Below are 26,330 nucleotides of genomic sequence, written 5' to 3'. Positions count from 1 at the left end.
CCCCGCCCGGCAAGCACCTCGTCGGGCGCTCTTTCTCAGTCGTTAGACGAAGGGGGGCTGTTGCATGGACATCATCGTCAAGGGCCGGCACACAGGAGTGAGTGATCGGTTCCGAGACCAGGTGGAGACCAAGCTGGCCAGGATCGAACGTCTGGACAACAAGCTCATTCGAGTTGATGTGGAGGTGTCGAAGGAGCGCAATCCGCGCATCGCCAGTCAGCGAGAGCGCGTCGAGCTGACCATTCACTCTCGAGGACCCGCCATTCGCGCGGAGGCTTCCGCCGACGATCGATTCGCCGCCCTGGACATGGCGCTGGACAAACTGGAAGGCCGGCTCAGACGGCTGTCCGACCGTCGCAAGGTGCACCACGGCAACCACTGCCCGCCCTCCGTGGCGGAGATCACCGCGACGCTTCCCGACGCCGCCGACCTGGCGCCACCGCGCAAGGCCGAGGTCGTACCGGAGTTCGACGAAGAAGAAGAGCTCCCCGACGACAAGCAGTATGACGACATCGTCCCCATCGAGATGGACGGCGACGGGCCGCTCATCGTACGAGAGAAGCACCACAAAGCGGAACCCATGACCATCGACCAGGCCCTCCTCGAGATGGAGCTGGTCGGCCACGACTTCTATCTGTTCCGTGACAAGGAGAGTGGCCAGCCGTGTGTCGTTTACAACCGGCGCGGCTACAACTATGGCGTACTTCGGCTCGTAGAGCCGTGACGCAGCGCTAAAAGATCTTCTCGACCACCCTAGGACCGCGTGAGACATGCCATCATTGGCGGTCCAACGGCTCTGGCCCCCCGACGAGGAGGAGACGTGAGCGAGCTCAGTCAGGTCATGAGCGAGCGAAGCGCGGAGATGGCGGTCTCCAGGCTGATCGAGGAGGCCTGGTGACGGAGTCCGGCGAGGCGCGCCCGTCAGGAGGCGAGCCGATCCGCGTCCTGATCGTGGACGATCACGAGCTGATCAGGCGGAGCCTGGCTCTGGCGCTGGCCGCCGAGCCAGACATCGAGGTGGTCGGTGAGGCGAGCGACGGGCATGAGGCGGTCGAACTGGCCGACCGCCTCATGCCCGACGTGGTGCTCATGGACGTACGCATGCCGCGGCGCGACGGCATCGAGGCGGCGAAGGGCATCAAGGCCTCGGTGCCGAGCACCCGCATCATCATGCTGACGGTCAGCGACGAGGAAGAAGACCTCTTCGAGGCCATCAAGGCGGGCGCGACCGGCTATCTGCTCAAGGACGTGCAGATCAACGACGTCCCCGCCGCCGTGCGCGGAGTTCACGAGGGCCAGTCGCTCATCAATCCGGCCATGGCCGCCAAACTCATCAACGAGTTCGCGAACATGAGCAAGAAGGAGAGCGAACGCCCACCCCAGCTCCCCGTGCCGCGGCTGACCGAGCGGGAGATGGAGGTGCTGCGCCTGGTGGCCAAGGGGATGAACAACCGCGAGATCGCCAAGCAGCTCTTCATCTCCGAGAACACGGTCAAGAACCACGTCCGCAACATCCTCGACAAGCTGCAGCTCCACTCGCGCATGGAGGCTGTGGTCTACGCGGTACGCGAGCGCATGCTGGAGATCACCTGACATCGCCCTCGGGCGGGCGCGGCGGCTACGGATCGCCCGCCCCCTCGGTGGGCGTGGCGGTTACCGACCGCCTGTGCCCGCGGTGGGCGTGCCGGGTGCCGACCGCCTGTCGCTGCGGTGGGACGTGGTGGCTGCTGATGGCCTGCGCCCTTGACGGGTGTTGCGGCTGCCGATCGTCTGCACCTGGGGTGATCGTGGCGCGTCCGGCCGCATGCCCCCTGCGGTGATCGTGGTGGCTGTCGACCACCTACCCGTCCTCTCGGCGGGCGTGGCGGTGATTCGTCGGCGTCGGCCGCAAGTAGGCGATGAGGGTATGAACTGTCGCTGGCGTTCGCTATGCGAGCCGGTGGTTACCGTGAGAACTGAGTTGGACTTCTCTGACGTGATCGGTTGCGACGGTTGGTAATCGTGCGGTAATTCTCTGTCACAGCCGGGTGTCTGACTGAGCGCTCGGTCCCCGCCCCCGTTGGTGTCCGTATCAACGGGATAGCGTCCGGCGGGGCGGTGGCCCAAGAGGCGCACTTCCTCCAGGAGTGCGCAGTCAGGCCCCGACAACGCGGTTCTCAAACCATGGTCCGCCCGGCTCGCCGGACGGACGCGGCTTCCACCGGATCGCTTCCCGGCCTCGGTCGGCAGGCGACGAGGCTACGCCGATGTCCGTTTTACTTAGGTAAACACAGGGAACCGAAGACGCTTTGTCGGCACCCGCCTCCCAGTAGGCGATGAGGTGGCGGTCAGTGCGGCCTTCGCCTCCAGGCGGCGATTATCCGAGGTCCGTCCCCGGTCCGGCCGGAAACCTATCTGGTGTCCGGCCCGAGGGCCGGGGCTGGAGTCCTCCCTGGTGTCTGGTCCGAGGTCCTATCTGGGGTCTGCCTCCAGGTGGGCGATGAGGGCGGGGTCGGCGCGTTCGACTCGTACGGTGTCGCAGCCCACCCACTCGGCGGCCGACCACAGCGCGTCGCTCAGGGCGTCGGCCCACTTGGCGCCGGTGAGGCCCGGCTCCAGGCTGAGCTGTCTGGCCACCAGCGTGGTGCCGTCGCGGGCCGGGTCCACTCGGCCGATCAGCCGGCCACCGGCCAGCACCGGCATCGTGAAGTAGCCGTGCACCCGCTTGTGCTTGGGCACATAGAGCTCGAGTTGGTAGTTGAAGCCGAAGACCCGCTCGGTCCGGCCGCGATGCCAGATGAGCGAGTCGAACGGCGACACCAGCGTCGTCCGGTGCCGCCCGCGCGGCGCCGACTCCAGGGCCGTCGGATCGGCCCACGCGTTGGTCTGCCCCCTGGTAGAGGGCCAGCCGGTCACGCGCACGGGCACCAGCCCCGTGGCCCCGCTGAGCAGCGTCTCGTCAAGGATGGCGGCGAACCGCCCCTTGAGGCGCAGGAAGTCGATCAGGTCGCCCCGGGTCGCCACGCCCAGTGAGGCACCGGCGATGGCCGCCAGCCGTACGATGCACTCCTCGTCGGAGAGGTCCTCGGCCTGGAGTTCGGCGGGGACCACGCGCTCGGAGAGGTCATAGACCCGGCGCCAGCCGACGCGGCGGCTGCAGACGAGCTCGCCGATGTCCAGCAGCCATTCCAGGCCGATCTTCGAGTCGGACCAGTCCCACCAGGGGCCGCCGTTCTTGGCGCCGCCGACGTCGGAGGTGGTGAGCGGGCCCGAGGCGCGTACCTGGTCCAGCAGCTTCTCTACGTGGTCGGGCACCTCGTGCCAGCGGTAGCGGCGCTCGCGGTAGGCGCGCCGCCTGAAGGAGTAGAGGGGCCAGTGCTCGATCGGCAGGATGCAGGCGGCGTGGCACCAGTATTCGAAGCTCTGGGCGGGATTGTGCCAGTAGGCCCGCTCGACCTTGGGCCTGCCCACCGCGCCCAGGCGCGCGTAGGCGACGAGCTCGTGGGAGCGGGCCAGGACCGAGATCGTGTCGAGCTGGATCGCGCCGAGCCTGCGGAGCATGCCGTGCACGCCGCCTCGGCGGGCGTCCGCGCCGAGCAGGCCCTGGGCGCGCAGGATCAGCCGCCGCGCCTCGTCGGCCGTCAGATCCGTCATATCAGCACATTGGTACGGCTATGCATGCCGCGATGCTAGCGGCGGGCACCGACAGAAAACCGACAGGAGGAAAGGAGAGACGGTGGACCGCCGCCTGATGCGTGGCATGGCGGGTGTCCGCTGCGATGCCCGGACCCGCGATGGCCCGCCGTGTGACGCCCGCATGAGAAGGGTCACTGTGATGTCCGGAGGGGCGATGATCCTTCCGCCGCGTGACGCGCACATGGGTGCTCCGCCACGAGGCACGGACAGGAGGTGGTGGTCCGGCTTGGGGCTCGTGCGTGAGTGCTGGTCCGCCACGAGGCGCGCACGCGAGCCGGGGGTCTGTCGCAGGACGCGTACATGAGCCGGGACACGCACGGGAACCGGGGTCTGTTGCAGGACGCGTACATGAGCTGGACACGCATGGGAGCGGGGGTCCGCCGCGTAGCGCGTACGCCGGCGGCGGCCTTCCGCGTCTGTGTCGGAGGCTCAGGCGGCCTGGAGGGGTGGGGATGCCGGAGATCCGGGTGTCCCCGAGGTTCGCCGGAGGTTCAGCGGTGGTCTTCCGCGTGGAGTCCTGCCCTGGGCGCGTCGATCACGACGTCGGTGAAGATGTCGAAGACGAGGGCGAGGATTCCGCCCACGACGAACACCCCGGCGCCGATCCAGATGAGCGTCCAGTTGGCGGCGGTCATCCCGTAGCCGGCGACGACGGTGCCGAGCAGCATCACGGTCACCGCGAGCCATGAGGACGCGCGGCCGCCGTGGTTGCCGAGATTCTCTGGGTGCCCCTCAACCATCACAAATCCTTCCCTTTGCCGGATATCCCGCTAACGGTGCAAACCAGGGGCTTACCGGCATACGCTCTGCCTAGACCCCATTCTCCCAGACATGCCCGACGCTCTCGTCGTCGCGGTGGCTGTGTCTGGTTGCTGAACCGCCTACGATGGCAACGGGGAAGTTTGTCTCAGCCTCTCCTCCTGGCGGCGCCGCCGGGGTAGACCTGCGAGGAGCTTTACATAAAGTGGCAGCCATTCTCGACAAGATCCTACGTGCCGGCGAAGGCAAGACCCTGCGCAAGCTCAAGCGGATCGCCGATCAGGTCAACTCCATCGAGGACGACTTCACGAGCCTGTCCGACGCGGAGTTGCGCGCTCTGACGGACGAATTCAAGCAGCGGCTCGCGGACGGCGAAACCCTCGACGATCTGCTTCCCGAAGCGTTCGCGACCGTGCGCGAGGCGGCCCGCCGCGTGCTCGGCCAGCGTCACTTCGACGTGCAGATCATGGGCGGCGCGAGCCTTCACATGGGCAACATCTCGGAGATGAAGACGGGCGAGGGCAAGACCCTCACCTGCACTCTCCCTGCCTACCTCAACGCGCTCGCCGGCAACGGCGTCCACGTCATCACGGTCAACGACTACCTGGTCAAGGTCGGCGCCGAGAACATGGGCCGCGTCTACCGATTCCTCGGTCTCGAGGTCGGCATGATCCTGGCCGGGCAGGTCCCGGAAGAGCGGCGCAAGCAGTACGAGGCGGACATCACCTACGGCACCAACAACGAGTTCGGCTTCGACTACCTGCGCGACAACATGGCGTGGTCGCTGGACGAGTGCGTGCAGCGCGGCCACCACTTCGCGATCGTCGACGAGGTCGACTCCATCCTCATCGACGAGGCGCGCACCCCGCTGATCATCTCCGGTCCGGGGGAGCAGTCGGGCAAGTGGTACACCGAGTTCGCCAAGATCGTGCCGCGGCTGCGCAAGGGCGTCGAGGCCAAGTCGCCCGACGAGGAGAGCACCGGCGACTACATCGTCGACGAGAAGAAGCGCACGGTCGGCGTGCTGGAGTCCGGTGTCGCCAAGGTTGAAGACTGGCTGGGCATCGACAACCTCTACAAGGCCGAGCACACCCACCTGGTCGGCTTCCTGAACAACGCTCTGAAGGCCAAGGAGCTGTTCAAGAAGGACAAGGACTACATCGTCGCCGAGGGTGAGGTGCTCATCGTCGACGAGTTCACCGGCCGCATCCTGCACGGCCGCCGCTACAACGAGGGCATGCACCAGGCCATCGAGGCCAAAGAGGGCGTGAAGATCAAGGACGAGAACCAGACTCTCGCCACGGTCACCCTGCAGAACTACTTCCGCCTCTACAAGAAGCTGTCCGGCATGACCGGCACCGCCGTCACCGAGGCGAACGAGTTCCACCAGACGTACAAGCTCGGCGTGGTCCCGATCCCGACGAACCGTCCGATGATCCGCAAGGACCAGGCCGACGTCGTCTACAAGACCGAGGACGCCAAGTTCGCCGCGGTCGTCGAGGACATCAAGGAGCGCTACGACCTCGGCCAGCCGGTCCTGGTCGGCACCACCTCGGTCGAGAAGTCCGAGCGGCTGTCCAAGGCGCTCAAGCGCCGCGGCGTCCAGCACGAGGTGCTCAACGCGAAGAACCACGCGCGTGAGGCCGCGATCGTCGCCGAGGCGGGCCGCAAGGGCGCCGTCACCGTCGCCACCAACATGGCCGGTCGAGGCACCGACATCATGCTCGGCGGCAACTCCGAGTTCCGCGCCGACCTAGAGCTGCGCCAGCGCGGCCTCGACCCGCTCGAAACGCCCGAAGAATACGAGAAGGCGTGGCCCGAGGCGCTCGAGAAGGCCAAGGCGGCCGTCAAGGCCGAGCACGACGAGGTCACCGTGCTCGGCGGCCTCTACGTCCTCGGCACCGAGCGGCACGAGTCGCGCCGCATCGACAACCAGCTCCGCGGTCGTTCCGGCCGCCAGGGCGACCCGGGCGAGTCGCGCTTCTACCTCTCGCTCGGCGACGACCTGATGCGCCTGTTCAACTCGGCCAGGGTCGAGATGATCATGACCAGGCTCAACATCCCCGACGAGCAGCCGATCGAGTCCGGCATCGTCTCCAAGGCCATCGCCTCCGCCCAGCACCAGGTCGAGCAGCAGAACTTCGAGATCCGCAAGGAAGTTCTCAAGTACGACGAGGTCATGAACCGGCAGCGCAAGGTGATCTACGCCGAGCGCCACCGCGTGCTGGAGGGTGCCGACCTGCACGAGCAGGTGCAGGGCTTCATCGGCGAGGTGATCGAGGGCTACGTCACGGGCGCCACGGCCGAGGGCTTCGCCGAGGAGTGGGACCTCGACAAGCTGTGGAAGGCGTTCGGCGAGCTCTACCCCGTCACGGTCACCATCGACAACGTGGTCGAGGAGGCCGGCGGCCGGGAGGAGCTCAGCGCCGAGCTCATCAGCACGAAGATCAAGAAGGACGCGCTGGAGGCCTACGCCAGGCGTGAGGAGGAGCTCGGCGCCGACGCCACCCGCGAGTTCGAGCGCCGCGTCATCCTGTCGGTCCTCGACCGCAAGTGGCGCGAGCACCTCTACGAGATGGACTACCTGCGCGAGGGCATCGGCATGCGGGCCTACGCGCAGAAGGACCCGCAGATCGAATACCAGCGCGAGGGCTTCGAGATGTTCGCCGCGATGCTCGAGGGCATCAAGGAGGACTCGGTCGGCTTCCTGTTCAACATCGAGGTCGAGGTTCAGGAAAACCCGATCGTCGAGGAAGAGGACGCGATGATGGCGGAGACCCGCTCGATCATCGCGCGCGGCCTGCGTGGGCCCGAGCGGCCCGCCGAGCTCGAATACTCCGCGCCGGGTGAGGCGGGCGAGGTCGAGCACACCCGGGTCCGCAGCACTTCGGCCGAGCGCGCCGCCTACGGCAACGTCGAGCGCAACGCGCCCTGCCCCTGCGGTTCGGGCAAGAAGTACAAGCGCTGCCACGGCGACCCCAAGAACGCCCAGGCATAACGCACCGGTCCGTTTCTGGAGAAGGCCCTCGCCTGTCGGCGGGGGCCTTCTCCCGGTTGTCAGGCGGTTTCGAAGTCCGTGCACAGCCATTGGACGCCGCGCCGCTCCAGCCGTACGGCGAGTACGTGGCTGCGTTCGCCGCAGTGGACGAGGAGGCACATTTCGACCGCGCCGTCCTTGGGCTCCTTCACGTGCGGGCTCCCCACGAACGGCGCCCGTTTCGTCTCGATCATCCGCCCCGCCTTGACCAGGTCGCGGTAGGCCCGGTCGGTGAGCCGGTCGGCGACGCTCTCGGGCGGCCGCCGCCCCGAGAGCACCTCGGCCAGTGCCTGCCCGAGCAGCCGCAGTTTGCGCTCGTCGGGACTGGCTTCCGGCGGTCCCCACACGAGCGGGTCGGAAATGGCGGCGTGCGAAAGGGATGACATGGGGTCTCCGATGTCATAGGGGGAGAGGGACAGTACAAGGAGTTTTCGGCCCGGCCCCCGAATACATCGCCCACCAACTTTCCCGCTCAGCCCACCGATTCGAGGTGATTGGCGAGAAAGATCACCGGAAGTTGGAGTGGTGCCGGGCGGCGCGATTTGGATTTCGGTCTTATGCTAGCCCTTAATAGGTTGTCTCTAACGAATTCGGTCGGCCTCTATGGTCGGAGTCAGCGATGTTGATTCGGGTAGTGTGGCCCAAAATCCCTTTGCGGCGCTGTGTGGTAGGCCATGGCCAAGAGGACGCGCGTCACGGCGCCAAGCCACCTCCGCCGGAGGAGCGTGTCCCTGGACAGAGCCCAGCCCCGTAAGGCGGGTGGGGCCCACCGGGCCTGCCGTAAAGCTGGAAAAAAGGGTTTTGGTTATTCGCCTGAATCCACGTCGGGCTCAGGTTCTCGGCCCGGGGTCATGATGTTCAGTTTGCGGATGAGGAAGCTGAACACCACGTAATAGACCACCCCATAGATCACCCCGAGCAGGAGGATGCCCGGCAGGTTGTGGGTGTTCGACTTGCTGGCGTTCAGCAGCATGTCCAGCAATCCCGCCGAGAAGCCGAAGCCGAGCTGCCCGCCGATGAGTGTGGTGAGCGCCATCGCCAGCCCGGTCAGCACAGCGTGTACGGCCAGCAGCACCGGCGCCACGAAGATGAACGCGAACTCGATCGGCTCGGTGATCCCGGTGACGAACGACGCCAGCCCGGCCGACAGCATGATGCCGCCCACGGCCGCCCGCCGGTGCGGGGGCGCGGCCCGCCACATGGCCAGCGCGGCGGCCGGCAGCGCGAACATCATGATCGGGAAGAACCCGGCCATGAACTGGCCGGAGTGCGGGGCGCCGCCGAAGTAGCAGTTCCAGTCGCCGCCGAGGACCTGGCCGCCGACCTCGCACTGGGGCACCACGTACCAGACGATCGAGTTGACGAAGTGGTGCAGGCCGAGCGGGATCAGCAGCCGGTTGATCAGGCCGTAGATGCCGGTGCCCAGCGGTCCGAGCGTGGTCAGGGCCTCGCCCGCGTGGCCGATCCACTCGCCGAGAATCGGCCACACCCAGCCGATGAGCACGCCGAGGAGCAGCGCCACGATCGAGGTGATGATCGGTACGAACCGGCGCCCGCCGAAGAAGGCCAGCCAGGACGGCAGCTTGATCCGGTGGAAGCGCTGCCACAGCACGGCGGTGACCAGCCCGATCATGATGCCGCCGAGCACCTGGGTGGGGTTCTGCATGCCGTAGTTGATGATCTCTTTGATGCCGCCCTGGGGCTGGACCGCCTTGATCAGGACCGTGTCCCTGATCGCCGAGCCGAAGAACATCACCTTGGTCACGCGGTCGAACACCAGGTAGCCGACCACCGCGGCGAGCGCGGTCGAGCCGTCGGCCTTGCGGGCGAACCCGATCGCCACCCCCACCGCGAACAGCAGCGGCAGGTTCTCGAACAGCGCCGCACCGGCGGCGGCCAGCACCTCGGCGACCTGGTTCATCCAGCCGAAGCCGGCCACGTCGGCCAGGCCGCCCGGCTCGGCGCCGTTGGAGCCGAGCATGTCGGGCTGGCCGAAGCGGAGCAGCAGCGCGGCCGCGGGCAGGGCGGCGATGGGCAGCATGAGCGAGCGGCCCAGCCGCTGGAGCACGTTCATCACGCGTGAGAACGGCGAAGGCCTGGCGGCGGTGGTCTCGTTCACCGGGCGTTCCTCCGGATCGGGCCCTCAGCCCCGTCTGGTGGGCATTTCCAGAATGGTGCGCAGCTGGTAGCGGTCCGCGCGATAGGTGGACACGCCCAGCTCCGCGCAGATGCCGCCGGAGAAGGATCTGCGCTGCAACAGTAGTACGGCCCCGCCCCGGGGGAGCTTGAGCAGGTCGGCGTCGCTCGGATCGGCGATGCCCCCGTCGATGGTCAGCTCGCCGGCGTCCATGACCAGCCCGTAGCGGCTCTCCAGCAGCTCGTAGAGCGACCTGCCCGACAGGTCGTGCTCGGCCAGGTCGGGCGCGAGCTTGACCGGGATGTGCGCGCGCTCGATGGACAGGGGTTCGCCGTCGGCGGTGCGCAGCCGCTCGATGAAGTGCACTTCCTCACCCGGCTGGATGCCCAGCTCCTTGGCCAGGTGGGCGCTGGCGCGTACGACCCGCCGGTCGAGGTCGCGCGAGCCCGGCTCCATGCCGCGCGCCCGCATGTCGTCGGTGAACGAGGTGAGCTGCAGCGCGAGCTCGATCTTGGGTCTGGCAACGAACGTGCCCTTGCCCGGCACCCGGTGCAGGCGGCCCTCGGACACCAGGTGGTCGACCGCCTGCCGGACTGTCATCCTGGAAAGGCCGAAGCGCTGGCACAGATCGCGCTCCGACGGGATGGCGGCGCCGATGCTCAGCTCGTCGCTGTCGATCAGGTCCAGCAGGATCTCGCGCAGCTGGAAATACTTGGGCACCGGGCTGTCCGGATCGATGTGCGCCACGGATCCTCCCCTCGATCTGACCTGGGCGATGGGCTATGGTTCGTACTGGTCTAGTCCGGACTAGACCACATGTCGCAAAACAGGGTCAAGTCTGCCCGGTAACGATTTGAGGGATGATGACCACCAAGATGCGCAGCGAGATCGCCGAGCAGCCTGAGGCGCTGCGGGCCACGCTCGATTCCCTGCTCCCCAGGGTCGACGAGGTGAGAGCACTGGGCGAGCGGACCCGCCAGCTCCTGTTCATCGCGCGTGGCACCTCCGACAATGCCGCAGTCTACGGCCGCTACCTGGTCGAAGCACACGCCGGGCGGCTGGCCGCGCTCGCCGCCCCGTCCGTAGCGACGACATACAAGCGCAAGCTGGACCTCGACGGCGTGCTGGCCGTCGCCATCTCGCAGTCCGGCCGGACCGAGGAGATCGTCGAGACGCTGACCTGGGCCAAGGACTGCGGCGCCAGTACGGTCGGCGTGACCAACGGCGGCCCGGACAGCCCGCTCGCCCAGGCCGCCGACCTGGCGTTGTGCACGCTGGCGGGTGAGGAGAAGGCGGTCCCGGCCACGAAGACCTACACCACCCAGCTCGCCGCGCTGGCCGTGCTCGCGCTCGGCCTCGGCGCCGACGTGGACGCGGCCGACCTGCAGCGGGTCCCGGACGCGGTCGAGAGGCTGATCGCCGAGCCGGGCGACCTCGACGCGGTCGTCGAGGGCCTGGCCGACAAGCAGGGGGCCGTGGTCTCCGCGCGCGGGCTGGCCTTCTCCACCGCGCTGGAGACCGCGCTCAAGCTCAAGGAGGCGTGCTACCTGCACGCCATGGGCCTGTCGTACGCCGACCTGCTGCACGGGCCGATCGCCGTGGTCGACGCCGACACCCCCGCGCTGCTGGTCGCCGCCGAGAACAGCCCGACGCTGTCCGGTACGGTCGCGCTCGCCGAGCGGGTCGTCGCCGCGGGAGCCGCGGCCTTCACCATCGGCGGTGGCCCGGCGCTGGCCCAGGCGGGTACGGCGGCGCTCAACGGCCCCGACCTGCCCGAGTGGGTCGCGCCCATGGGCCTCATCGTGCCGGGGCAGTTGCTCACCGAGGCGCTGGCCCGGAGGCTGGGCATCGACCCCGACGCGCCGCGCGGGCTCAACAAGGTGACCCAGACCGACTGACGTTTAGCCTGGTCGTAACGTTACGAGGAGGACGGATGGCGGCTGATGCCGGCGCGATCATCGCGGGGCTCGGCGGTGCGGGCAACATCATCGACATCGAACCCTGCATCACCCGGTTGCGGACGGAGGTGCGTGACGTCTCCAAGGTCGACCAGGCCGCGCTCAAGGCGGCGGGGGCGCACGGCGTCATGGCCGCGGGCAACGTGGTGCAGGTCGTCGTCGGGCCCGAGGCGGACACGATCGCCAGCGACATCGAGGACATCATCGGCTAGAGGGCGAGACCATGACGACTGTTCTCGCCCCGGTCGAGGGGGTGGCCGTGGGGCTGTCGGCGGTGCCCGACCCGGTGTTCTCCGCGGGCATGGTGGGGCCGGGAACGGCGATCGATCCGGCGCGGGAACCCGGCAAGGCCGTGGCCCCAATAGCCGGGAAAATCATGAAATTGCATCCGCATGCCTACGTCATCGTCGGGGATGACGGCAAAGGCGTGCTGGTGCACCTGGGCATCGACACGGTCCAGCTGAAGGGGAAGGGCTTCGAGTTGCTCGCGGCCGAGGGCGACAGGGTCCGCGCGGGCCAGCCCGTGGTGGCCTGGGACCCGGCCGCGATCGAGGCCGGTGGCCGCTCGCCGGTCTGCCCGGTGGTCGCGCTCGACGCGCCCGCCAGTGCGGTGACGGCCATGGCCGGCGGGCCCGTGTGTGCCGGCGACGAGCTTTTCCTGTGGGACTGAAGAAAGCTTTGGGGTAGATGCCGGGGCCGGGTGGTCCGGACCGGTTGGACAAGGAGGAGTACATGGCCGAGCGCAAGGTCACCGTGGCGGCGGAAGTGGGCCTGCACGCCCGCCCGGCGGCGACATTCGTGCAGACCGCCGTCAAGGCCCCGATGGACATCACCGTGAGCAAGGGGGTGACCGGCCAGCCCGTCAACGGCAAGAGCATCCTGCAGATCCTGGGGCTGGACGTCCGGCAGGGCGAGGACATCGTGATCAAGGCCGAGGGCGAGGGCGCCGACGAAGTGCTCGACGCACTGGCGGCGATCGCCGGGACACCATGAACCTGCGGGGGGCCGGGGTCAGCCCGGGGATCGGGACCGGGCCCGTGTACGTGCTGACCGGGGTCGTCCCCGAACCCCCCGCCGGCTCCACCTATGAGGGCCCCCCGGAGCCGGAGCGCGAACGCGCGGTGGCGGCGCTCGGACAGGTCGCGGGGGAGCTGGAGGCCCGGGGCAACCGGGCCGGCGGCGAGGCCAAGGAGATCCTCAGGGCCCAGGCGCTGATCGCCGAGGACCCCGGGCTGGTGGTGGGGGTCAAGGCCCTGATCGACCAGGGCGTCGCGGCTCCCCGGGCGGTTTACCAAGCTTTCGCGAAATATCGGGACATGCTGGTGAGTGCGGGTGGGTACCTCGGCGAGCGGGTCGCCGACCTGGACGACATCAGGGACCGCGTGATCGCCCGCCTCACCGGCCGCCCCCTGCCGGCCCCGCCACCCGTTCCGAGCACGGGTGAGCCCTATGTGCTGATCGCCGTTGATCTGGCGCCCGCCGACACCGCGTTGCTGTCGAAGGACGCCGTGGCCGCGTTCGTGACCGAGGCGGGCGGTCCGACCAGCCACACCGCGATCCTGGCCAGGGCGATGGGCGTGCCCGCCGTCGTGGCCTGTCCGGGCGCGACGGAGATCCCGGCCGGCACCCGGGTGCTGGTCGACGGCAACACCGGGGAAGTACGGCTGGAGCCCACCGAGTCCGACATCGCCCGGCACGTCAGCGCGCACGAGGCCAGGCGGCGACGCATGACGACCGGCGGCCCCGGCCGGACCCGGGACGACTTCCGGGTGCAACTGCTGGCCAACATCGGCGGCCCGGACGATCTCGACGCGGCGCTGGCCGCCGGGGCCGAGGGTGTGGGGCTGTACCGGACCGAGTTCCTGTTCCTCGGGCGGACCGAGGCGCCGTCCGTGGCGGAGCAGGAGGCGGCCTACCGGGCGGCGCTGGCCGCTTTTCCCGGCGGAAAGGTGGTGGTGCGGACGCTGGACGCCGGCGCCGACAAACCGCTGGCCTTCCTGCCGTCCGCCGCGCCCGAGCCGAACCCGGCCCTGGGCGAGCGTGGCGTGCGGCTGTTCGAGAGGTTCCCCGAGGTGATGGCCGCCCAGCTGGAAGCGCTGTCCGTGGCGGCCGCGGTGAACCGGTCGGGTGCGGTGCGGGCCAGTGCGGCGGCGGCCGAGCTCCACGTGATGGCGCCGATGGTCGCCACGGCTCAGGAGGCCCACTGGTTCGCCGACGCCTGCCACGCCAAGGGGCTCCCGCAGGCGGGCGTGATGATCGAGATCCCGGCCGCGGCGCTGCGGGCGGAGAGCCTGGTCACCGTGGTCGATTTCTTGTCGATCGGGACCAATGACCTGGCCCAGTACGCCTTCGCCGCCGACCGCCAATCCGCCGCGCTGGGATCGCTGCAGGACCCGTGGCAGCCCGCGCTGCTCGACCTGGTCGCCATGACCGCTACGGCCGCCGCCGACAACGGCAAACCGTGCGGCGTCTGCGGGGAGTCGGCCGCCGATCCGGCCATGGCCTGCGTGCTCGTGGGGCTCGGGGTGTCCACGCTGTCCATGGGGGCCGCGGCGCTGCCCGCCGTACGGACCGGGCTGGCGGCGCACACACTCGACCAGTGCCAGCTGGCCGCGCAGGCCGCGCGGGGAGCGGCTACGGCGGCGCACGCCCGCGCGGCGGCCCGCTCCCACCTGCCGGGCCTGGTCGAGCTGGGGCTCTGACCGGACCGGGGACCGAGGGCCGGGCCGGGAGGAAGGGGACATTTGCCGGCTGTGTGGCTCAGGGGTCCCATGGCATGGATACCTTTGAGAGCATGTTTCGACGGACAGGCACGGCTGGGCTCCTCGTGATGGCTCTCGCGGCATGCGCCGGGGGTGGTGGCGGCCCGGCGGGTGCGGCTCCGGCGACCCGGCCGGAGGTGGCGCCTCCGTCCACGGTTCAGCAGAGCTCGTCGTCGGCCGGCCAGGGCAGCGGGTTGCCGGGCGTTCTGTCGAAGATGAGCGTGGAGGAGAAGGTCGGCCAGCTGTTCATGCCCGTCCTGTACGGCACGGGCCCCGGCAGCGTGTCGGGCGAGAACCAGGCGAGGTACGGCGCGCAGACCCCGGCGAAGGTGGTCGCCAAATACCACCTCGGCGGCGTGATCCTTTTCCCGGCGAACATCCAGAGCACCGGCCAGGTCGTCGATCTGACCAATGGGCTGCAGCAGGCGTCGAAGGACGTGCCGCTCCTGATCGGCACCGACCAGGAGAACGGCCTGGTGTCCAGGATGGGCGCGCTGATGACCGACTTCCCCGGAGCTTCGGTCATTGGCGCGACCAAGGACACCGCGGTCGCCCGGTCCGTGGCCAAGGCCACCGGCGAGGAGCTGCGCGCGGTCGGCGTCAACCTGGACTTCGCCCCCGTCGCCGACGTGAACATCGACCCGAGGAACCCGGTCATCGGCAAGCGCGCCTTCGGCGACCAGCCCGGCGAGGTGGCCAAGATGGTGGCCGCGTCGGTGAAGGGCTTCAACGACGCCAAGGTCGCCGCCACCGCCAAGCACTTCCCCGGCCACGGCGACACCAACATCGACAGCCACACCGGACTGCCGGTGATCAAGCACACGAAGGAGCAGTGGGAGCGAATCGACGCGCCGCCGTTCAAGGCCGCGATCGCCGCCGGTGTCGACGCCGTGATGAGCGCGCACATCGTCTTCCCCAAGCTGGACCCGTCACGCGACCCCGCGACGCTGTCCAAGCCCATCCTGACCGGGCTGCTCCGTAACAAGCTCGGCTTCCAGGGCGTGATCTCCACCGACGCGCTCAACATGGAAGGGGTGCGCAAGAAGTACAGCGACGCCGAGATCCCCGTACGCGCCGTCCAGGCGGGTGCCGACCTACTGCTCATGCCGAACAACCTGCCCGTGGCCTACAACGCGGTGCTGGCGGCGGTGAAGTCGGGCAAGATCTCGAAGGAGCGGCTCGACCAGTCGGTGACGCGGCTGCTCAAGCTCAAGCAGGCCCGCGGACTGCTGCCCAAGGCGCCCGTGGCGTCGGCCGCGCAGGCGGCCAAGGTGCTCCGCAGCACGGAGCACCGCAAGGTGGCCGCCCGCGCCGCGCGTTAGTGCGAGCCCTTCAGCCCGCTGGCGATGAACATCGCGGCGAGCAGGGCGAACAGGAACGCCTGCAAGAACTGGATGAACATCTCGAACGCGGTCATCAGTATCGTCATCACCACGCCGAGGACGCCGATGCCCGCGCCGAGCACGGTGAGCCGCTCGAAAAGGAACCAGAAGCCGACCGAGCTGAAGAAGGCCAGTAGAAGATGGCCGGCGAACATGTTCGCGAACAGCCGGATGAAGTGCGTGAACAGCGAGTTGATGAAGGTCTCGGCGAGGATCAGCGGGGCGTAGATGCCGTAGGCCCAGCCGGGTAGGCCCTCCAGGTACACCACGCCCTTCAGGTAGCCGCGCACGCCGTGGTGCTTGACGCCGAGGAAGACCTTGACGACGTACACGCTGAGCGCCAGCCCGAGCGGGAAGTCGATGTGCGCGGCGACCGGGAACTGGATGAACGGGACGACGCCCATCAGATTCCAGACCAGCACGGTCAGGAAGATCGTGAGGAGCAGGCCCATCCACCGGTCGGCGTCCTTGCCGAGACTGGGCTTGGCCACCTGTTCGCGGACGAACACGTAGGCGTACTCGCCGAGGTTCTGCCAACCTCGGGGGATCAGTTTCGGCTTGGCGAAGGCGCCCCAGCACAGGGCGATGACGATGATCGAGGAGAGCAGGGCGAGCAGTGTGGGCTTGGTCAGCCACTCCGGCCCGCCGGGGAGTATCGGGTCGAAGTCGAACAGCTCCGTACCAGGAGCTTTGAACTCATCCGAGGCGATCAGGATCGTCGTCCGCACGGCGGTCCCTCCATGGGGTCAGCTCAATGGACCCTCACGATAGCCAGGGAATTTGGCTGCCCTTTATCCGGGGTTTATGTGGGTCTGCGGGTGATGTGCGACGCTCAACTACCCTAGAACGGGATTCCAAGGAGGAGCCTTGATCACAGGGGTGCTGATCGACTGGGGTGGCGTGCTCACCACCAGTCTCTCTGTCTCCATCGGCAAGTGGATCGAGGCGGACCGCATCGACGACCGCCACTACCGAGCCGTCATGCGTGAGCTGGTCGACCAGGCCTACGGCGGTGAGCAGGAGAGCGTCGTGAACGCGCTGGAGCGCGGGGAGATCGACGGGGCCGCGTTCGAGCGCGACCTGGCCGCCCGGCTGCTGACCGTCGACGGGGTGTCGCCCGAGGCCGAGGGGCTGCTGGAGCGGATGTTCGCCGGCTTCGAGCGGGTCGAGGTGATGTACGACATGCTGCGCGACGTCAAGAGCAACGGCGTCAAGACGTGCCTGCTGTCCAACTCCTGGTCCAACGTCTATCCCCGCGACGGCTGGGACGAGCTCTTCGACGCGGTCGTGATCTCCGGAGAGGTCGGCATGCGCAAGCCGGAGCCGCGCATCTTCGAGCACGCGCTCGGCCGGGTCGGGCTGCCCGGCGAGGCGTGCGTGTTCATCGACGACATCGAGGTCAATATCCTGGCCGCTCGGGGCCTCGGCATGGCGGGCATCCACCACCGCGACGCCGATTCGACCATCGCCGAACTCGAGACTCTGCTCCAACTTCCGTTGCGACGGGCATGATAGAGCCCTTGCACGCTGTGAAAGGTTCGTGATGCGCGTCTATTTGCCGTGCACGCTCCCCGCGCTGGCCCGAGCGGTCGAGGCGGGGGAGCTAGGCCCGGCCCCGCTGACCGGCTACGCGGTGACCCCCGCGCTGACCGAGTGGTACGCCTCGGGTGACACCGAGGAGCTCGAATACGTGGCCCTCACCGAGGCCGCCCGCGCCTCGCTGCGCCAGTTGGCCGCCGAGCGCGCCGAAGTGTCCTCCCGGCGAGTGGTCGTCGTCGCCGAGGTGCCCGACGGCACGCTCTCGATCGGCGCCGACCTGGAAGAACGGGCCCGAGTACGCGTGACGGCGCCGGTTCCGCTGGGCAAGGTGGCCGCGGTCCACGTCGACGACCTCTACGCGATCCCGGACATCCAGGCCGCGGTCGCCGCCCTCCCCGCCGCCGACGAAGGCGACGACGACGCCCGCTTCACCGTGGACGGCGCCGAGGCGCACGAGCTCATGTGGTTCGCCACGCAGGAGATCCCCGATCTGCTACAGACACGTTAGGTACACGTTAAATAGCGCACAGTACCTTGACGATTTCTTGAAACTTCTCGCTATCGTCCTCACGGATCCCCATCCCGAACCCAAGGAGTCGGTTCCAGTGAAGTTTCGAGTGACGGCCATCGCGGTCGGCGCGGTGGCGGCGGCCCTCCTCACGATCACCCCCGCGAGCGCGCAGGCGGCCGGCTACAACCACAAGGACCCCTACAAGACCGGTTGTGGCAACGCGGCCAAGGTGGTGCGGACCGCGCCGCTCAAGAGCCGCGTCGACACGGTCGGCACGATCCAGCTCTGGTGGTCGGGCAAGTGCAAGACCAACTGGGTCGAGATCAAGACGGCCTCGTCCGGGCACGGCGTCATCAACGTCTACACCGACAAGGGGTCCGACCGGTTCTCCTTCAAGGCAGGCAACGGCGGCCGTCACTGGGGCAACATGATGAACGGCAACAACATGTGCGCCTGGGGCAGTGCCAGCGTGGTGTTCGGCAGCGGCCAAGGTGGCCAGAACGGCTCCGGCAGCACCACGAAGGCATGCGGGTAGCGGCTTTGACCCGCGGTCACGGGTGAAGCCGCGGCCGACCGGCCGCGGCTTCGCCGTCCAGCCTTCACCGGGATGTCACACCCCCCGGTTAAACTGATCGTGACATGACAAAGCACATCATCTGGGACTGGAACGGCACGCTGTTCCACGACATCGACGCCGTGGTCGGGGCCACCAACGAGGTCTTCCGGTCGTACGATTTGCCGCCGCTGACCGCTGACGACTTCCGCGCGGTCTACACCCGGCCCATCTGGGTCGCCTACGAGCGACTGCTCGGCCGCCCGCTCAACGACGGCGAGTGGGAGCTGCTCGACAACGGCTTCCACGAGCACTATTTCCGCCTCAGCGTCGCCTGCGGGCTGGCCGCCGACGCCGAGCTCTCGCTCACCAGCTGGACGGGCACCCAGTCGCTCTGCTCGATGGCCCCGCACACCCACCTGGTGCCGCTGATCGAGTCCTTCGGCATCACCCGGCACTTCAGCAGGGTCGACGGCCTGGTGGGGGTGACCGGTGGCGAGAAGGCCGCGCACCTGACCGCGCACATCGAGGCCATCGAGGTCGAGGCCCGCGAGATCCTGGTGATCGGCGACAGCGTCGACGACGGGCTCGCCGCGAAGCACGTGGGCGCCAGGGCCGTCCTCTATACCGGTGGCATGACGACGCGCGCCGAGCTGGAGGCCACCGGGCTGCCGGTCGTCGACACCCTCGCCCAAGCACTCACGTATGCCTGAATCCTCCAGCAGACAGCCCTGGGCGGCCAGATAGCCGTACTCTGGCTGGATCCCCCACAGGAGGTCGCCATCAAACGCCTTGTGCTCTGGAACATCGACCTCACCTTGGTCGACGTCGCGATCGTGACCAGGGACGCCTACGCCGAGGCGTTCCGCGCCGTGACGGGGCGTCCGCTGCTCAAGCTGGCGCCGGCGCGCGGCCGGCCCGACTCCGAGATCGTCTTCGAGACCCTCGCGGTCAACGGCATCGTCACCGAGGACGACACCCTGCCGAGATTCCTGTCCGCGCTGGCGATGGCCTTCGCCGACCGGCGCAAGCGGCTGGCCACCGAGGGCCACGTGATGGCGGGGGCCAAGGAGGCGCTCAAGGCCGTCGCCGGGCTCGACGGCGTGGTCCAGTCGGTGCTCACCGGCACGATCAAGAGCAACGCCGTGCACAAGCTCAAGGCGTTCGGGCTGGACAAGTACGTCGACTTCGAGCTCGGTGGCTACGGCGAGGAGGTCTATCCCAAGGCGACGCTGCTCCAGGTCGCCCAAGGGCGGGCCAAGGCACGCTTCGGCATGCCGTTCACCGCGGCCAACACCGTGGTGATCGGCGACTCGACGCGTGACGTGCAGGCCGCCAAGATCGGCGGGGCGGCGATGATCGGGGTGGCCTCGGGCCGGTCGATGGCCAGCGAGTTGCGCGAGGCCGGGGCCGACCTCGTGCTGCCCGACCTGTCCAACGCCTCGGAGGTGGTGGCCGCGGTCGCGGGCCTGACCACACCGGTCGACCGCAGACCGGTCAGCCCCTGACCTGACCACCAGGCCGCACATCAGCCAGGCCCCACGTCACCCAGGCCGCACGTCAGCCAGGCCATACCTCAGCTCAGCGCGCTGAGGAAGCGGGCCGCGATCGGGGCCGCCACCGCGGAGCCCGCACCGCCGCCCTCCACGATCACCGCGAACGCCAGGTCCCCCCGGTAGCCGATGAACCAGGAGTGCGCCGGCGGCTCCTTGCCCGAGCCGTACTCCGCCGTCCCGGTCTTGCCGGCCGTACCGGAGGGGAACCGCACCGCCTGGGCGGTTCCGTCCGTGACGACGGCGGGCATGAGCTCGCGCAGGGCCCGCACCACGCCGTCCTCCAAGGGGCGCGGCCGGAGGGTGCGGTCCGGCACCAGCTCCTGGGCGACCAGCCGGGGCGGGCGCCAGGAGCCGTCGGCGATGGCGGCGGCCACCGAGGCCATGTTGAGCGGGCTGGCCAGCACCCTGCCCTGGCCGATCGAGGCGGAGGCCAGATCGGTGTCGTCCTTCGGCGCCGGGAACTCGGCCTTCACCGCCGGCACGCCCGGCGTGATCGCGGAGCCGAAGCCGAACGCGCCGGCCACCTCGGCGAGTCGGCCGTTCCCGAGCTTGGCCACCCCCATGGCGCCGAACGTGGTGTTGCACGAGTGGGCGAAGGCGTCGCGGAAGGAGAGCCTGCCGTAGTCGTGGAAACCCGCGTTGTGGAAGGGGAAGCCGCCGATGTTCTGCTCGGGCGGGCACTCGACCTGCTCGTTCGCCTCCGCCCCGTCCGCGACCAGCGCGGAGGCCGTCACGACCTTGAACGTCGAGCCGGGCGGGTACTTGCCGAGCAGCGCCCGGTTGAACCCGCCCGGCTTGTTGACCACCGACAGGATCTCGCCGGTCGAGGGCCGGACGGCGACCAGCGAGGCCGGCTTGCGTACGCCGTCGAGCGCGGCGGCGCCCGCCCGGTGCACCTTGAGGTCGATCGTGGTGTGGAACGGCGTCCGCGCCGCCGGCTTGACCACGGTCTGGAGGAACTGATCGCCCTGGTAGAGGTCGATCCTGCGGGACTGCCCGTCGGCGAGCCGGTCCGGATAGGTCTGCTTGAGCCCTTCGACGAGCTGCAGCACCGAGCCGGGCGCGTCCGGGGTGTCGACGCGGCTGCCGTCGGCCGCCAGCACCGGGACCGTGGTGGCCTTCTCCGTGACCAGCCGCAGGGACCTGCCCTGCTTGAGCGAGGGGTTGATGGCGGCGGGGGTCCAGTCGACCTGCCACCCGCCGCCGCGTCGCACGAGCTTGAGCCTGCCGTCGTACGTCCAGCTCTTCGGGCCGGTGAGGCCGGCGCGGAAAGTGATCACACCGTCAGCAGCGGCTGTGTCGCGCTCGAAGGTCGCGCCGGTGAGCTTGAGGTCGGCGCGGAAGCGCTGGTGCCAGCGCTCGAAGTCGGCGGGCGGGTCGGCGACGAGCTCCCGCATCCGCGCATAGTTCTGGGCAGACCAGGCGGACAGGTACGAGTCCGCCGTCTCCTCCGGACTGCCCTTCGTACGCAGCACCCAGATCGTGCCGGCCGCCGCGACGGCGGGGACCAGCACGGCGGCGGCGACCCACGGCCAGCGGCGTTTTCGCCTGGGTGGCGACTCGGGCTGAAGATTCACGAAAACTGTCCCCCTTGGTGACCCCATGGGGCCGAGCACACCAGAGCCCGCTGCGTGGTGTCCAATACCGATATGAGTGCCACATAGATATAAATGTGGATATAGTTGCTGGTCATGGACCTTGTCCGGCATCTGCGCTACTTCACCGTGGTGGCGGAGGAACTCCACTTCGGCAATGCCGCGATCCGGCTCGGCATGGCCCAGCCGCCGCTCAGCCAGCGGATCAAGCGCCTGGAGGAGGAGCTCGGCGTGCGGCTCTTCGACCGCTCCGCCCGCCAGGTCCGGCTGACCGAGGCGGGCCGCCTGCTGGTCGGCGAGGCCCGCGAGATCGTGACCAGGGCCGACCGGCTGCGCGAGCTCGTCCGCCACGGCGAGGGCCGGGCGCTCAAGCTCGGCGTCCCGCCCGACCTGGCCGCCGCGGTGATCGCCGCCCTGGTCGAGGGCTTCCGCGCGAGCAATCCGGACGTACGTCTGACGCCGGCGGAGATCTGGACGGCCGATCAGGTGGCCGCGCTGACCGAAGGCGTCATCGACGTCGGCATCGTGCGCCACCCGATCAACGCGCCGGGCCTGCGGTTCGGGCAGGTGCTGGTGCAGCCGCAGGGCGTACTGCTGGCCGAGGGGGACCCCCTGGCCGTGGCCGGGGAGGTGCACCTGGCCGACCTGGCGGGCCGCGAGCTGCTGATGCCGCCCAAGGAGGGGGAGCCGGGGCTGCACGCCGTGACGCTGGCGGAGTGCCGCCGCCACGGCTACGTGCCTGCCCAGGTGCATCAGGGCGCCGGGCTCGGCCTGGTGCTCGCCGGGGCGGCGGTGACGTTCGGGACCAGGATGGACCACCCTGGGATCGTCTGGCGTCCGCTGCTAGGCTCGCCGATCAGCTCCCGGGTCTCCACGGCCTGGCGAGTGGAGACGGACGCGGTCGCCGGCTTCTCGGCGGTGGCCGTACGAACGCTGAAAGAGAGCGCCGGGATGACGGACGAGGCCGCGGCGCCCGTGCGGCACATCAGCCGCAGGCCCGGGATGCTGGCATGAACGAGCCGGATCTGGCCGCGCTGTTCGGCGCGGCGGGCGTGACCGGGTGGCTGCACGCGACCGACCTGCGTACGGGCCGGGAGATCGGGCTCGGCTCCGACGAGCCGGTGCCGACCGCCTCGCTGTTCAAGGTGCCGTTGATGGTGGAGTTCTGCCGCCAGGCCGACGCCGGGCTGGTCGATCCGGCGAGCCGGGTGACCGTGGGGGCCGCCGACCGGGTGAACGGGCCCACCGGCCTGTGCGCGATGCTCGACGACGTCACGATCTCCCTGCGCGACCTGGGCCACCTGATGATCACCCTGAGCGACAACACCGCGGCCGACGCGCTGCTGGCCAGGGTCGGGCGTGAGGAGATCAACGCGATGCTCGACGGGTTCGGGCTGCGCGAGACGCGGGTGCGGCAGAGCTGCCGGGACATCTACGAGAGCATGGCCGAGGACGCCGGGCACGGCTGGCCGTACCTCGAACCTGAGGACATCGCGCGGCTGCGGGTGCTCGACCCCCCGCGCGCCAACAGCGCCACTCCGCGCGAGACGGCCGCGCTGTTCGGGCTGATCTGGCGTGATCAGGCGGCCTCGGCGGAATCGTGCGCCTGGATGCGCAACGTCCTGAACCTCCAGGTCTGGCCGCACCGGCTGGCTTCCGGCTTCCCGTACGACGACGTGGAGGTCAGCGGGAAGACCGGGACACTCCCGACACTCCGCAACGAGGCGGGCGTGGTCGAATATCCCGACGGCGGCCAGTACGCGGTGGCGGTGTTCACCCGCTCGGTCAGCACCGCGCTCAACCAGCCGCGCGCCGACGCGGTGATCGGCACGGCCGCGCGTATGGCGGTGGACCACCTACGCCGGTAGCAAGTTATGTGGCGGTTCGGGTATGACATTGCCCTTACCGGCCGACAGGATGGGCACATGGTTGCTGAAGGCACGCTTCTCTGGGAACCGACCGAAGACATCATCGCGCGCGCCAGGCTGACTCACTATCTGGAGTGGCTGGGCCGGGCGGGGTCGGACTATGAGGAGGTGTGGCGCTGGTCGGTCGACAGTCCGGCGGAGTTCTGGACGTCGATCTGGGACTACTTCGAGGTCATCGGCGAACGTGGTGACGGGCCCGTCATGACTGGGACGATGCCGGGCGCCGAATGGTTCACCGGGAGCTCCCTCAATTACGCCGAGAACGCCCTGCGCGAACGTGCGGGCACCGCGATCGTCTTCGTCTCGGAGGACGGCGCCCGCCAGGAGCTGACCTACGCCGAGCTGCGCGAGGAGGTCGCCCGGGTCCGGGCGGGCCTGGTCCGCCTCGGCGTCGGGCGCGGCGACCGGGTGGCCGGCTACCTGCCGAACATCCCGCAGGCCCTGATCGCCTTCCTAGCCACCGCGTCCCTCGGCGCCATCTGGTCGGCCGGCTCCCCGGACTTCGGCGTGCCGAGCATCGTCGACCGGTTCAAGCAGATCGAGCCCAAGGTGCTGATCGCGGTCGACGGCTACCACTACAACGGCAAGAGTTACGACAGGTCGGCGGCCGTCAACGAGATCGCCGCCGAGCTGTCCACGCTCCGCGCGACCGTCTGGATCCCCTACCTTTCGGCGGCCGAGGAGGGGCAGCCGCCGCAGCGGGCCGAGCCCGGTGCCGCGCACACCGACTCCGTGCCAGACGGCGAGGTGATCGGCTGGGAGGGGCTGCGCGCGGAGGAGGGGCCGCTGGAGTTCGAGCGGGTGCCGTTCGGCCACCCGCTGTGGATCCTCTACTCCAGTGGTACGACCGGGCTGCCCAAGCCCATCGTGCACGGGCACGGGGGAGTGATCCTCGAACACCTCAAGTCGCTCTCCTTCCACCAGGATCTCGGCGAGGGGGATGTGTTCTTCTGGTACACCACCACGGGCTGGATGATGTGGAACTACCTCATCGGCGGCCTGCTGGTGGGCGCCACCCCGGTGCTGTACGACGGCTCGGCCGCCTACCCGTCGGCGGCGGTGCTGTGGCGGATCGCCGCCTCGGAAGGGGTGACCTACTTCGGGGTCGGCGCGCCGTACATCATGGCCTCGCTGAAGGCCGGGATCGCGCCCGAAGGGCTGGAGGCGCTGCGCGGCATCGGCTCGACCGGGTCGCCGCTGCCGCCAGAAGGGTTCGCCTGGGTGGCCGAGGAGCTGCCGGGGATACCGCTCGGGTCGTTCTCCGGCGGCACCGACGTGTGCACCGGGTTCGTCGGCGCGACCGTGCTGCATCCGATCCGGGCGGGCATCATCCCCTGCCGGTCGCTGGGGGCGCGGGTGGAGTCGTTCAACCCCCTGGGCGAGCCGGTCGTGGGGGAGGTGGGCGAGCTCGTGCTCACGCAGCCGATGCCGTCGATGCCGGTCATGTTCTGGAACGACCCCGACGGTGACCGCTATCGCGAGAGCTACTTCGACGTCTACCCGGGCGTGTGGCGGCACGGCGACTGGATCAAGCTGAACGAGGACGGCAGCTGCGTGATCTACGGCCGCTCCGACTCGACACTGAACCGGGGCGGCGTCCGGATGGGCACCAGCGAGTTCTACCGGGTCGTCGAGCGGTTCGACGAGATCGTCGACAGCCTCGTGATCGACACCGGCCAGCTCGGGCAAGAGGGGCGGCTGCTGCTCTACCTCACGCTGGCCGAAGGCGTCACGCTGTCGGACTCGCTGGTCGAGGCCCTGCGTACGGCCCTGCGGCAGGAGCTGTCACCCCGGCACGTGCCCAACGAGATCCACGCGGTGCCCGGCATCCCGCGCACCCTGTCGGGCAAGAAGCTAGAGGTGCCGGTACGCAAGATCCTCCTCGGCACCCCGGTCGAGCAGGCGGCCAACCCCGACGCCATGGCAAACCCGGAGGTGCTGCGGCACTTCAAGCCCTGATCTCTCCTTGAATGATGATCTTTCCGCGTGTCTGACCGGCCTCGGCCCGGCGGTGGACCTCGTCGAGGCCGGTCAGTGGGTATGTCTCGGCGACCTCCACCACGAGCTCGCCCTTGTCGATCAGCGCCACCAGCCGGGCCAGGTGCGCCGGGTCGTTGCGGGCCACGAAGTGGGTGGCTCGGGGCGCGTCGATCGGGGTGGCGATGGTGACGATCACCTCGCCCAGCGTGGCCAGCGTCGCCGCCTGCTCCGGGCCGATGGCCGCCAGGTTGAGCACCACGTCCATGCCGCCGGGCAACGGGGTGGTGGTGTAGTCGACGACCTCGTCGGCACCGTAGCGCCGCACCGCCGCCGCGCTGCGCGGAGCGGCCGTCGCGATCACGGTCGCGCCCGCCAGCTTGGCCAGCTGTACGGCGAACAACCCCACCCCGCCGCCTGCCCCGTTGATCAGCACCCGCTGACCCGGCTCGACGCGGGCGTGCTCGTGGACCGCCTGCCAGGCGGTCAGCCCGGCGACCGGGATGGCGGCGGCGTCGGCCGGCGGGAGCCGCTCCGGCGCCCTGACCAGCGAACTCGCCGCCGCCACCGTGTACTCGGCCGCTGCCCCCTCCACGAGGCCGATGACCCGGTCGCCGACGGCGAGTCCGCGCACGCCCGCGCCCGTCGTCGAGGTGGGCACGGGTCCGAGTACCCCCGCGCCGACCTCGACGACCGTGCCGGCGAGGTCCAGGCCCAGCGTGTACGGCAGGGTGACCGGGAGCAGATCCCGCAGGTACCCGGCCCGTAGCCCCACCTCGGACGGGTTGAACGAGGTGGCGGCCACCTGGACCAGCACCTCCCCGGGCCCCGGCGAGGGCCGCGGGATCCGGTCGTAGCGGATCACGGACGCGTCGCCGTACTCGTGGATGCGGGCGGCGGTCATGGTTGGGCTCATGAGGGACAACGGTAGATGCCCGGAACGAGATGGCCAATGCTTGTG

At 69.2% G+C, this 26,330-nt stretch carries 25 protein-coding genes; 17 read left to right on the top strand and 8 right to left on the bottom strand.

Annotated features, from left to right (window positions below):
- Positions 1–64: 64 nt before the first annotated feature.
- Together hpf and ACQP2T_RS53110 are read left to right on the top strand one after the other, a co-directional pair.
- Complete coding sequence (hpf, locus tag ACQP2T_RS53115; protein WP_433512404.1) at positions 65–724, top strand: ribosome hibernation-promoting factor, HPF/YfiA family; 660 nt, start codon at positions 65–67, stop codon at positions 722–724.
- 170 nt (positions 725–894) lie between these two features.
- Complete coding sequence (locus ACQP2T_RS53110; RefSeq protein ID WP_357647853.1) at positions 895–1,593, top strand: response regulator transcription factor; 699 nt, start codon at positions 895–897, stop codon at positions 1,591–1,593.
- Between the two features lie 858 nt (positions 1,594–2,451).
- Here ACQP2T_RS53110 and ACQP2T_RS53105 read toward each other — a convergent pair.
- Together ACQP2T_RS53105 and ACQP2T_RS53100 are read right to left on the bottom strand one after the other, a co-directional pair.
- The gene (locus ACQP2T_RS53105; protein ID WP_433512403.1) at positions 2,452–3,633 is read right to left on the bottom strand and encodes a winged helix-turn-helix domain-containing protein; all 1,182 of its coding nucleotides are present in this window, start codon (positions 3,631–3,633) and stop codon (positions 2,452–2,454) included.
- Between the two features lie 533 nt (positions 3,634–4,166).
- On the bottom strand, positions 4,167–4,415 hold the full coding sequence (locus ACQP2T_RS53100) for an HGxxPAAW family protein (RefSeq protein WP_433512402.1): 249 nt from the start codon (positions 4,413–4,415) through the stop codon (positions 4,167–4,169).
- A gap of 224 nt (positions 4,416–4,639) precedes the next feature.
- On the opposite strand from ACQP2T_RS53100, the gene secA reads away from it, so the two are divergent.
- Positions 4,640–7,432 carry a preprotein translocase subunit SecA gene (secA, locus tag ACQP2T_RS53095; RefSeq protein ID WP_433512401.1) on the top strand — a complete coding sequence of 931 codons (2,793 nt, stop codon included), beginning with the start codon at positions 4,640–4,642 and terminating at the stop codon, positions 7,430–7,432.
- A 59-nt stretch (positions 7,433–7,491) separates the two neighbouring features.
- Here the strand turns inward: secA and ACQP2T_RS53090 are convergent, their stop codons facing one another.
- From ACQP2T_RS53090 to ACQP2T_RS53080, 3 genes are all read right to left on the bottom strand, one after another.
- A complete protein-coding gene (locus ACQP2T_RS53090; RefSeq protein ID WP_433512400.1) occupies positions 7,492–7,857 on the bottom strand; it encodes an Rv3235 family protein in 366 nt (121 codons plus the stop codon).
- Positions 7,858–8,276: 419 nt separating this feature from the next.
- On the bottom strand, positions 8,277–9,590 hold the full coding sequence (locus ACQP2T_RS53085) for a PTS transporter subunit EIIC (RefSeq protein WP_433512399.1): 1,314 nt from the start codon (positions 9,588–9,590) through the stop codon (positions 8,277–8,279).
- 24 nt (positions 9,591–9,614) lie between these two features.
- Positions 9,615–10,355: a GntR family transcriptional regulator gene (locus ACQP2T_RS53080; RefSeq protein ID WP_433512398.1), complete on the bottom strand. Its 741-nt coding sequence runs from the start codon at positions 10,353–10,355 to the stop codon at positions 9,615–9,617.
- A gap of 116 nt (positions 10,356–10,471) precedes the next feature.
- On the opposite strand from ACQP2T_RS53080, the gene ACQP2T_RS53075 reads away from it, so the two are divergent.
- The 6 genes from ACQP2T_RS53075 (at position 10,472) to nagZ (ending at position 15,650) form a co-directional block, all read left to right on the top strand.
- A complete protein-coding gene (locus ACQP2T_RS53075) occupies positions 10,472–11,506 on the top strand; it encodes an SIS domain-containing protein (RefSeq protein WP_433519946.1) in 1,035 nt (344 codons plus the stop codon).
- A gap of 35 nt (positions 11,507–11,541) precedes the next feature.
- On the top strand, positions 11,542–11,778 hold the full coding sequence (locus ACQP2T_RS53070) for a glucose PTS transporter subunit EIIB (protein ID WP_433512397.1): 237 nt from the start codon (positions 11,542–11,544) through the stop codon (positions 11,776–11,778).
- A gap of 11 nt (positions 11,779–11,789) precedes the next feature.
- Positions 11,790–12,236 (top strand): PTS sugar transporter subunit IIA, encoded by a 447-nt coding sequence (locus tag ACQP2T_RS53065; protein ID WP_433512396.1) that lies wholly within the window; start codon positions 11,790–11,792, stop codon positions 12,234–12,236.
- A gap of 62 nt (positions 12,237–12,298) precedes the next feature.
- Positions 12,299–12,559 (top strand): HPr family phosphocarrier protein, encoded by a 261-nt coding sequence (locus ACQP2T_RS53060; protein ID WP_357949124.1) that lies wholly within the window; start codon positions 12,299–12,301, stop codon positions 12,557–12,559.
- Entirely contained in the window at positions 12,556–14,268 is a 1,713-nt protein-coding gene (ptsP, locus tag ACQP2T_RS53055) for a phosphoenolpyruvate--protein phosphotransferase (protein ID WP_433512395.1), read from the top strand. Before ACQP2T_RS53060 ends, ptsP begins: the two co-directional genes overlap by 4 nt.
- Positions 14,269–14,360: 92 nt before the next feature.
- Entirely contained in the window at positions 14,361–15,650 is a 1,290-nt protein-coding gene (nagZ, locus tag ACQP2T_RS53050) for a beta-N-acetylhexosaminidase (RefSeq protein WP_433512394.1), read from the top strand.
- Here the strand turns inward: nagZ and atpB are convergent.
- Entirely contained in the window at positions 15,647–16,438 is a 792-nt protein-coding gene (gene atpB, locus ACQP2T_RS53045; RefSeq protein ID WP_433512393.1) for a F0F1 ATP synthase subunit A, read from the bottom strand. The two genes, nagZ and atpB, sit on opposite strands and share 4 nt — an antisense overlap.
- 139 nt (positions 16,439–16,577) lie before the next feature.
- Between atpB and ACQP2T_RS53040 the strand changes: the two genes are divergently transcribed.
- The 5 genes from ACQP2T_RS53040 (at position 16,578) to ACQP2T_RS53020 (ending at position 19,821) form a co-directional block, all read left to right on the top strand.
- Positions 16,578–17,222: an HAD family hydrolase gene (locus ACQP2T_RS53040; RefSeq protein WP_433512392.1), complete on the top strand. Its 645-nt coding sequence runs from the start codon at positions 16,578–16,580 to the stop codon at positions 17,220–17,222.
- A gap of 31 nt (positions 17,223–17,253) precedes the next feature.
- Positions 17,254–17,757: a DUF6912 family protein gene (locus ACQP2T_RS53035; protein ID WP_433512391.1), complete on the top strand. Its 504-nt coding sequence runs from the start codon at positions 17,254–17,256 to the stop codon at positions 17,755–17,757.
- A 97-nt stretch (positions 17,758–17,854) separates the two neighbouring features.
- Positions 17,855–18,295: a DUF2690 domain-containing protein gene (locus tag ACQP2T_RS53030; RefSeq protein ID WP_433512390.1), complete on the top strand. Its 441-nt coding sequence runs from the start codon at positions 17,855–17,857 to the stop codon at positions 18,293–18,295.
- 104 nt (positions 18,296–18,399) lie between these two features.
- Entirely contained in the window at positions 18,400–19,026 is a 627-nt protein-coding gene (locus ACQP2T_RS53025) for an HAD family hydrolase (protein ID WP_433512389.1), read from the top strand.
- Positions 19,027–19,107: 81 nt separating this feature from the next.
- On the top strand, positions 19,108–19,821 hold the full coding sequence (locus ACQP2T_RS53020; protein WP_357949143.1) for an HAD family hydrolase: 714 nt from the start codon (positions 19,108–19,110) through the stop codon (positions 19,819–19,821).
- A gap of 68 nt (positions 19,822–19,889) precedes the next feature.
- On the opposite strand, the gene ACQP2T_RS53015 is transcribed toward ACQP2T_RS53020, so the two are convergent.
- Positions 19,890–21,446, bottom strand: coding sequence for a penicillin-binding transpeptidase domain-containing protein (locus ACQP2T_RS53015; RefSeq protein WP_433512388.1), 1,557 nt, complete (start codon positions 21,444–21,446; stop codon positions 19,890–19,892).
- Between the two features lie 114 nt (positions 21,447–21,560).
- Between ACQP2T_RS53015 and ACQP2T_RS53010 the strand changes: the two genes are divergently transcribed.
- The 3 genes from ACQP2T_RS53010 to ACQP2T_RS53000 are packed head-to-tail and all read left to right on the top strand — an operon-like array spanning position 21,561 to position 25,351.
- Positions 21,561–22,478 carry a LysR family transcriptional regulator gene (locus ACQP2T_RS53010; protein WP_433512387.1) on the top strand — a complete coding sequence of 306 codons (918 nt, stop codon included), beginning with the start codon at positions 21,561–21,563 and terminating at the stop codon, positions 22,476–22,478.
- Positions 22,475–23,332, top strand: a complete 858-nt coding sequence (locus ACQP2T_RS53005) for a serine hydrolase (protein WP_433512386.1) — start codon at positions 22,475–22,477, stop codon at positions 23,330–23,332. The genes ACQP2T_RS53010 and ACQP2T_RS53005 overlap by 4 nt, the downstream gene beginning before the upstream one ends.
- A 57-nt stretch (positions 23,333–23,389) precedes the next feature.
- Complete coding sequence (locus tag ACQP2T_RS53000; RefSeq protein ID WP_433512385.1) at positions 23,390–25,351, top strand: acetoacetate--CoA ligase; 1,962 nt, start codon at positions 23,390–23,392, stop codon at positions 25,349–25,351.
- On the opposite strand, the gene ACQP2T_RS52995 is transcribed toward ACQP2T_RS53000, so the two are convergent.
- Entirely contained in the window at positions 25,341–26,285 is a 945-nt protein-coding gene (locus ACQP2T_RS52995; protein ID WP_433512384.1) for an NADP-dependent oxidoreductase, read from the bottom strand. The two genes, ACQP2T_RS53000 and ACQP2T_RS52995, sit on opposite strands and share 11 nt — an antisense overlap.
- Positions 26,286–26,330 lie beyond the last annotated feature (45 nt).

The organism is Nonomuraea sp. CA-143628, assembly GCF_050942315.1.
Taxonomy (GTDB): Bacteria; Actinomycetota; Actinomycetes; order Streptosporangiales; family Streptosporangiaceae; genus Nonomuraea.
The sequence above is the reverse complement of the archived record's forward strand: the minus strand, read 5'-3'. Positions and strand labels throughout refer to the sequence as shown.

Excerpts from the sequence above, each read along its gene's own strand:
- ACQP2T_RS53090 (WP_433512400.1), bottom strand. The coding sequence starts at position 7,857 with ATGTCATCCCTTTCGCACGCCGCCATTTCCGACCCGCTCGTGTGGGGA.
- ACQP2T_RS53105 (WP_433512403.1), bottom strand. The coding sequence starts at position 3,633 with ATGACGGATCTGACGGCCGACGAGGCGCGGCGGCTGATCCTGCGCGCC.
- ACQP2T_RS52995 (WP_433512384.1), bottom strand. The coding sequence starts at position 26,285 with ATGAGCCCAACCATGACCGCCGCCCGCATCCACGAGTACGGCGACGCG.
- ACQP2T_RS53035 (WP_433512391.1), top strand. The coding sequence starts at position 17,254 with ATGCGCGTCTATTTGCCGTGCACGCTCCCCGCGCTGGCCCGAGCGGTC.
- ACQP2T_RS53025 (WP_433512389.1), top strand. The coding sequence starts at position 18,400 with ATGACAAAGCACATCATCTGGGACTGGAACGGCACGCTGTTCCACGAC.
- ACQP2T_RS53065 (WP_433512396.1), top strand. The coding sequence starts at position 11,790 with ATGACGACTGTTCTCGCCCCGGTCGAGGGGGTGGCCGTGGGGCTGTCG.
- ACQP2T_RS53070 (WP_433512397.1), top strand. The coding sequence starts at position 11,542 with ATGGCGGCTGATGCCGGCGCGATCATCGCGGGGCTCGGCGGTGCGGGC.
- ACQP2T_RS53000 (WP_433512385.1), top strand. The coding sequence starts at position 23,390 with ATGGTTGCTGAAGGCACGCTTCTCTGGGAACCGACCGAAGACATCATC.
- ACQP2T_RS53010 (WP_433512387.1), top strand. The coding sequence starts at position 21,561 with ATGGACCTTGTCCGGCATCTGCGCTACTTCACCGTGGTGGCGGAGGAA.
- ACQP2T_RS53060 (WP_357949124.1), top strand. The coding sequence starts at position 12,299 with ATGGCCGAGCGCAAGGTCACCGTGGCGGCGGAAGTGGGCCTGCACGCC.
- ACQP2T_RS53100 (WP_433512402.1), bottom strand. The coding sequence starts at position 4,415 with ATGGTTGAGGGGCACCCAGAGAATCTCGGCAACCACGGCGGCCGCGCG.
- ptsP (WP_433512395.1), top strand. The coding sequence starts at position 12,556 with ATGAACCTGCGGGGGGCCGGGGTCAGCCCGGGGATCGGGACCGGGCCC.
- ACQP2T_RS53005 (WP_433512386.1), top strand. The coding sequence starts at position 22,475 with ATGAACGAGCCGGATCTGGCCGCGCTGTTCGGCGCGGCGGGCGTGACC.
- nagZ (WP_433512394.1), top strand. The coding sequence starts at position 14,361 with ATGTTTCGACGGACAGGCACGGCTGGGCTCCTCGTGATGGCTCTCGCG.
- ACQP2T_RS53075 (WP_433519946.1), top strand. The coding sequence starts at position 10,472 with ATGACCACCAAGATGCGCAGCGAGATCGCCGAGCAGCCTGAGGCGCTG.
- hpf (WP_433512404.1), top strand. The coding sequence starts at position 65 with ATGGACATCATCGTCAAGGGCCGGCACACAGGAGTGAGTGATCGGTTC.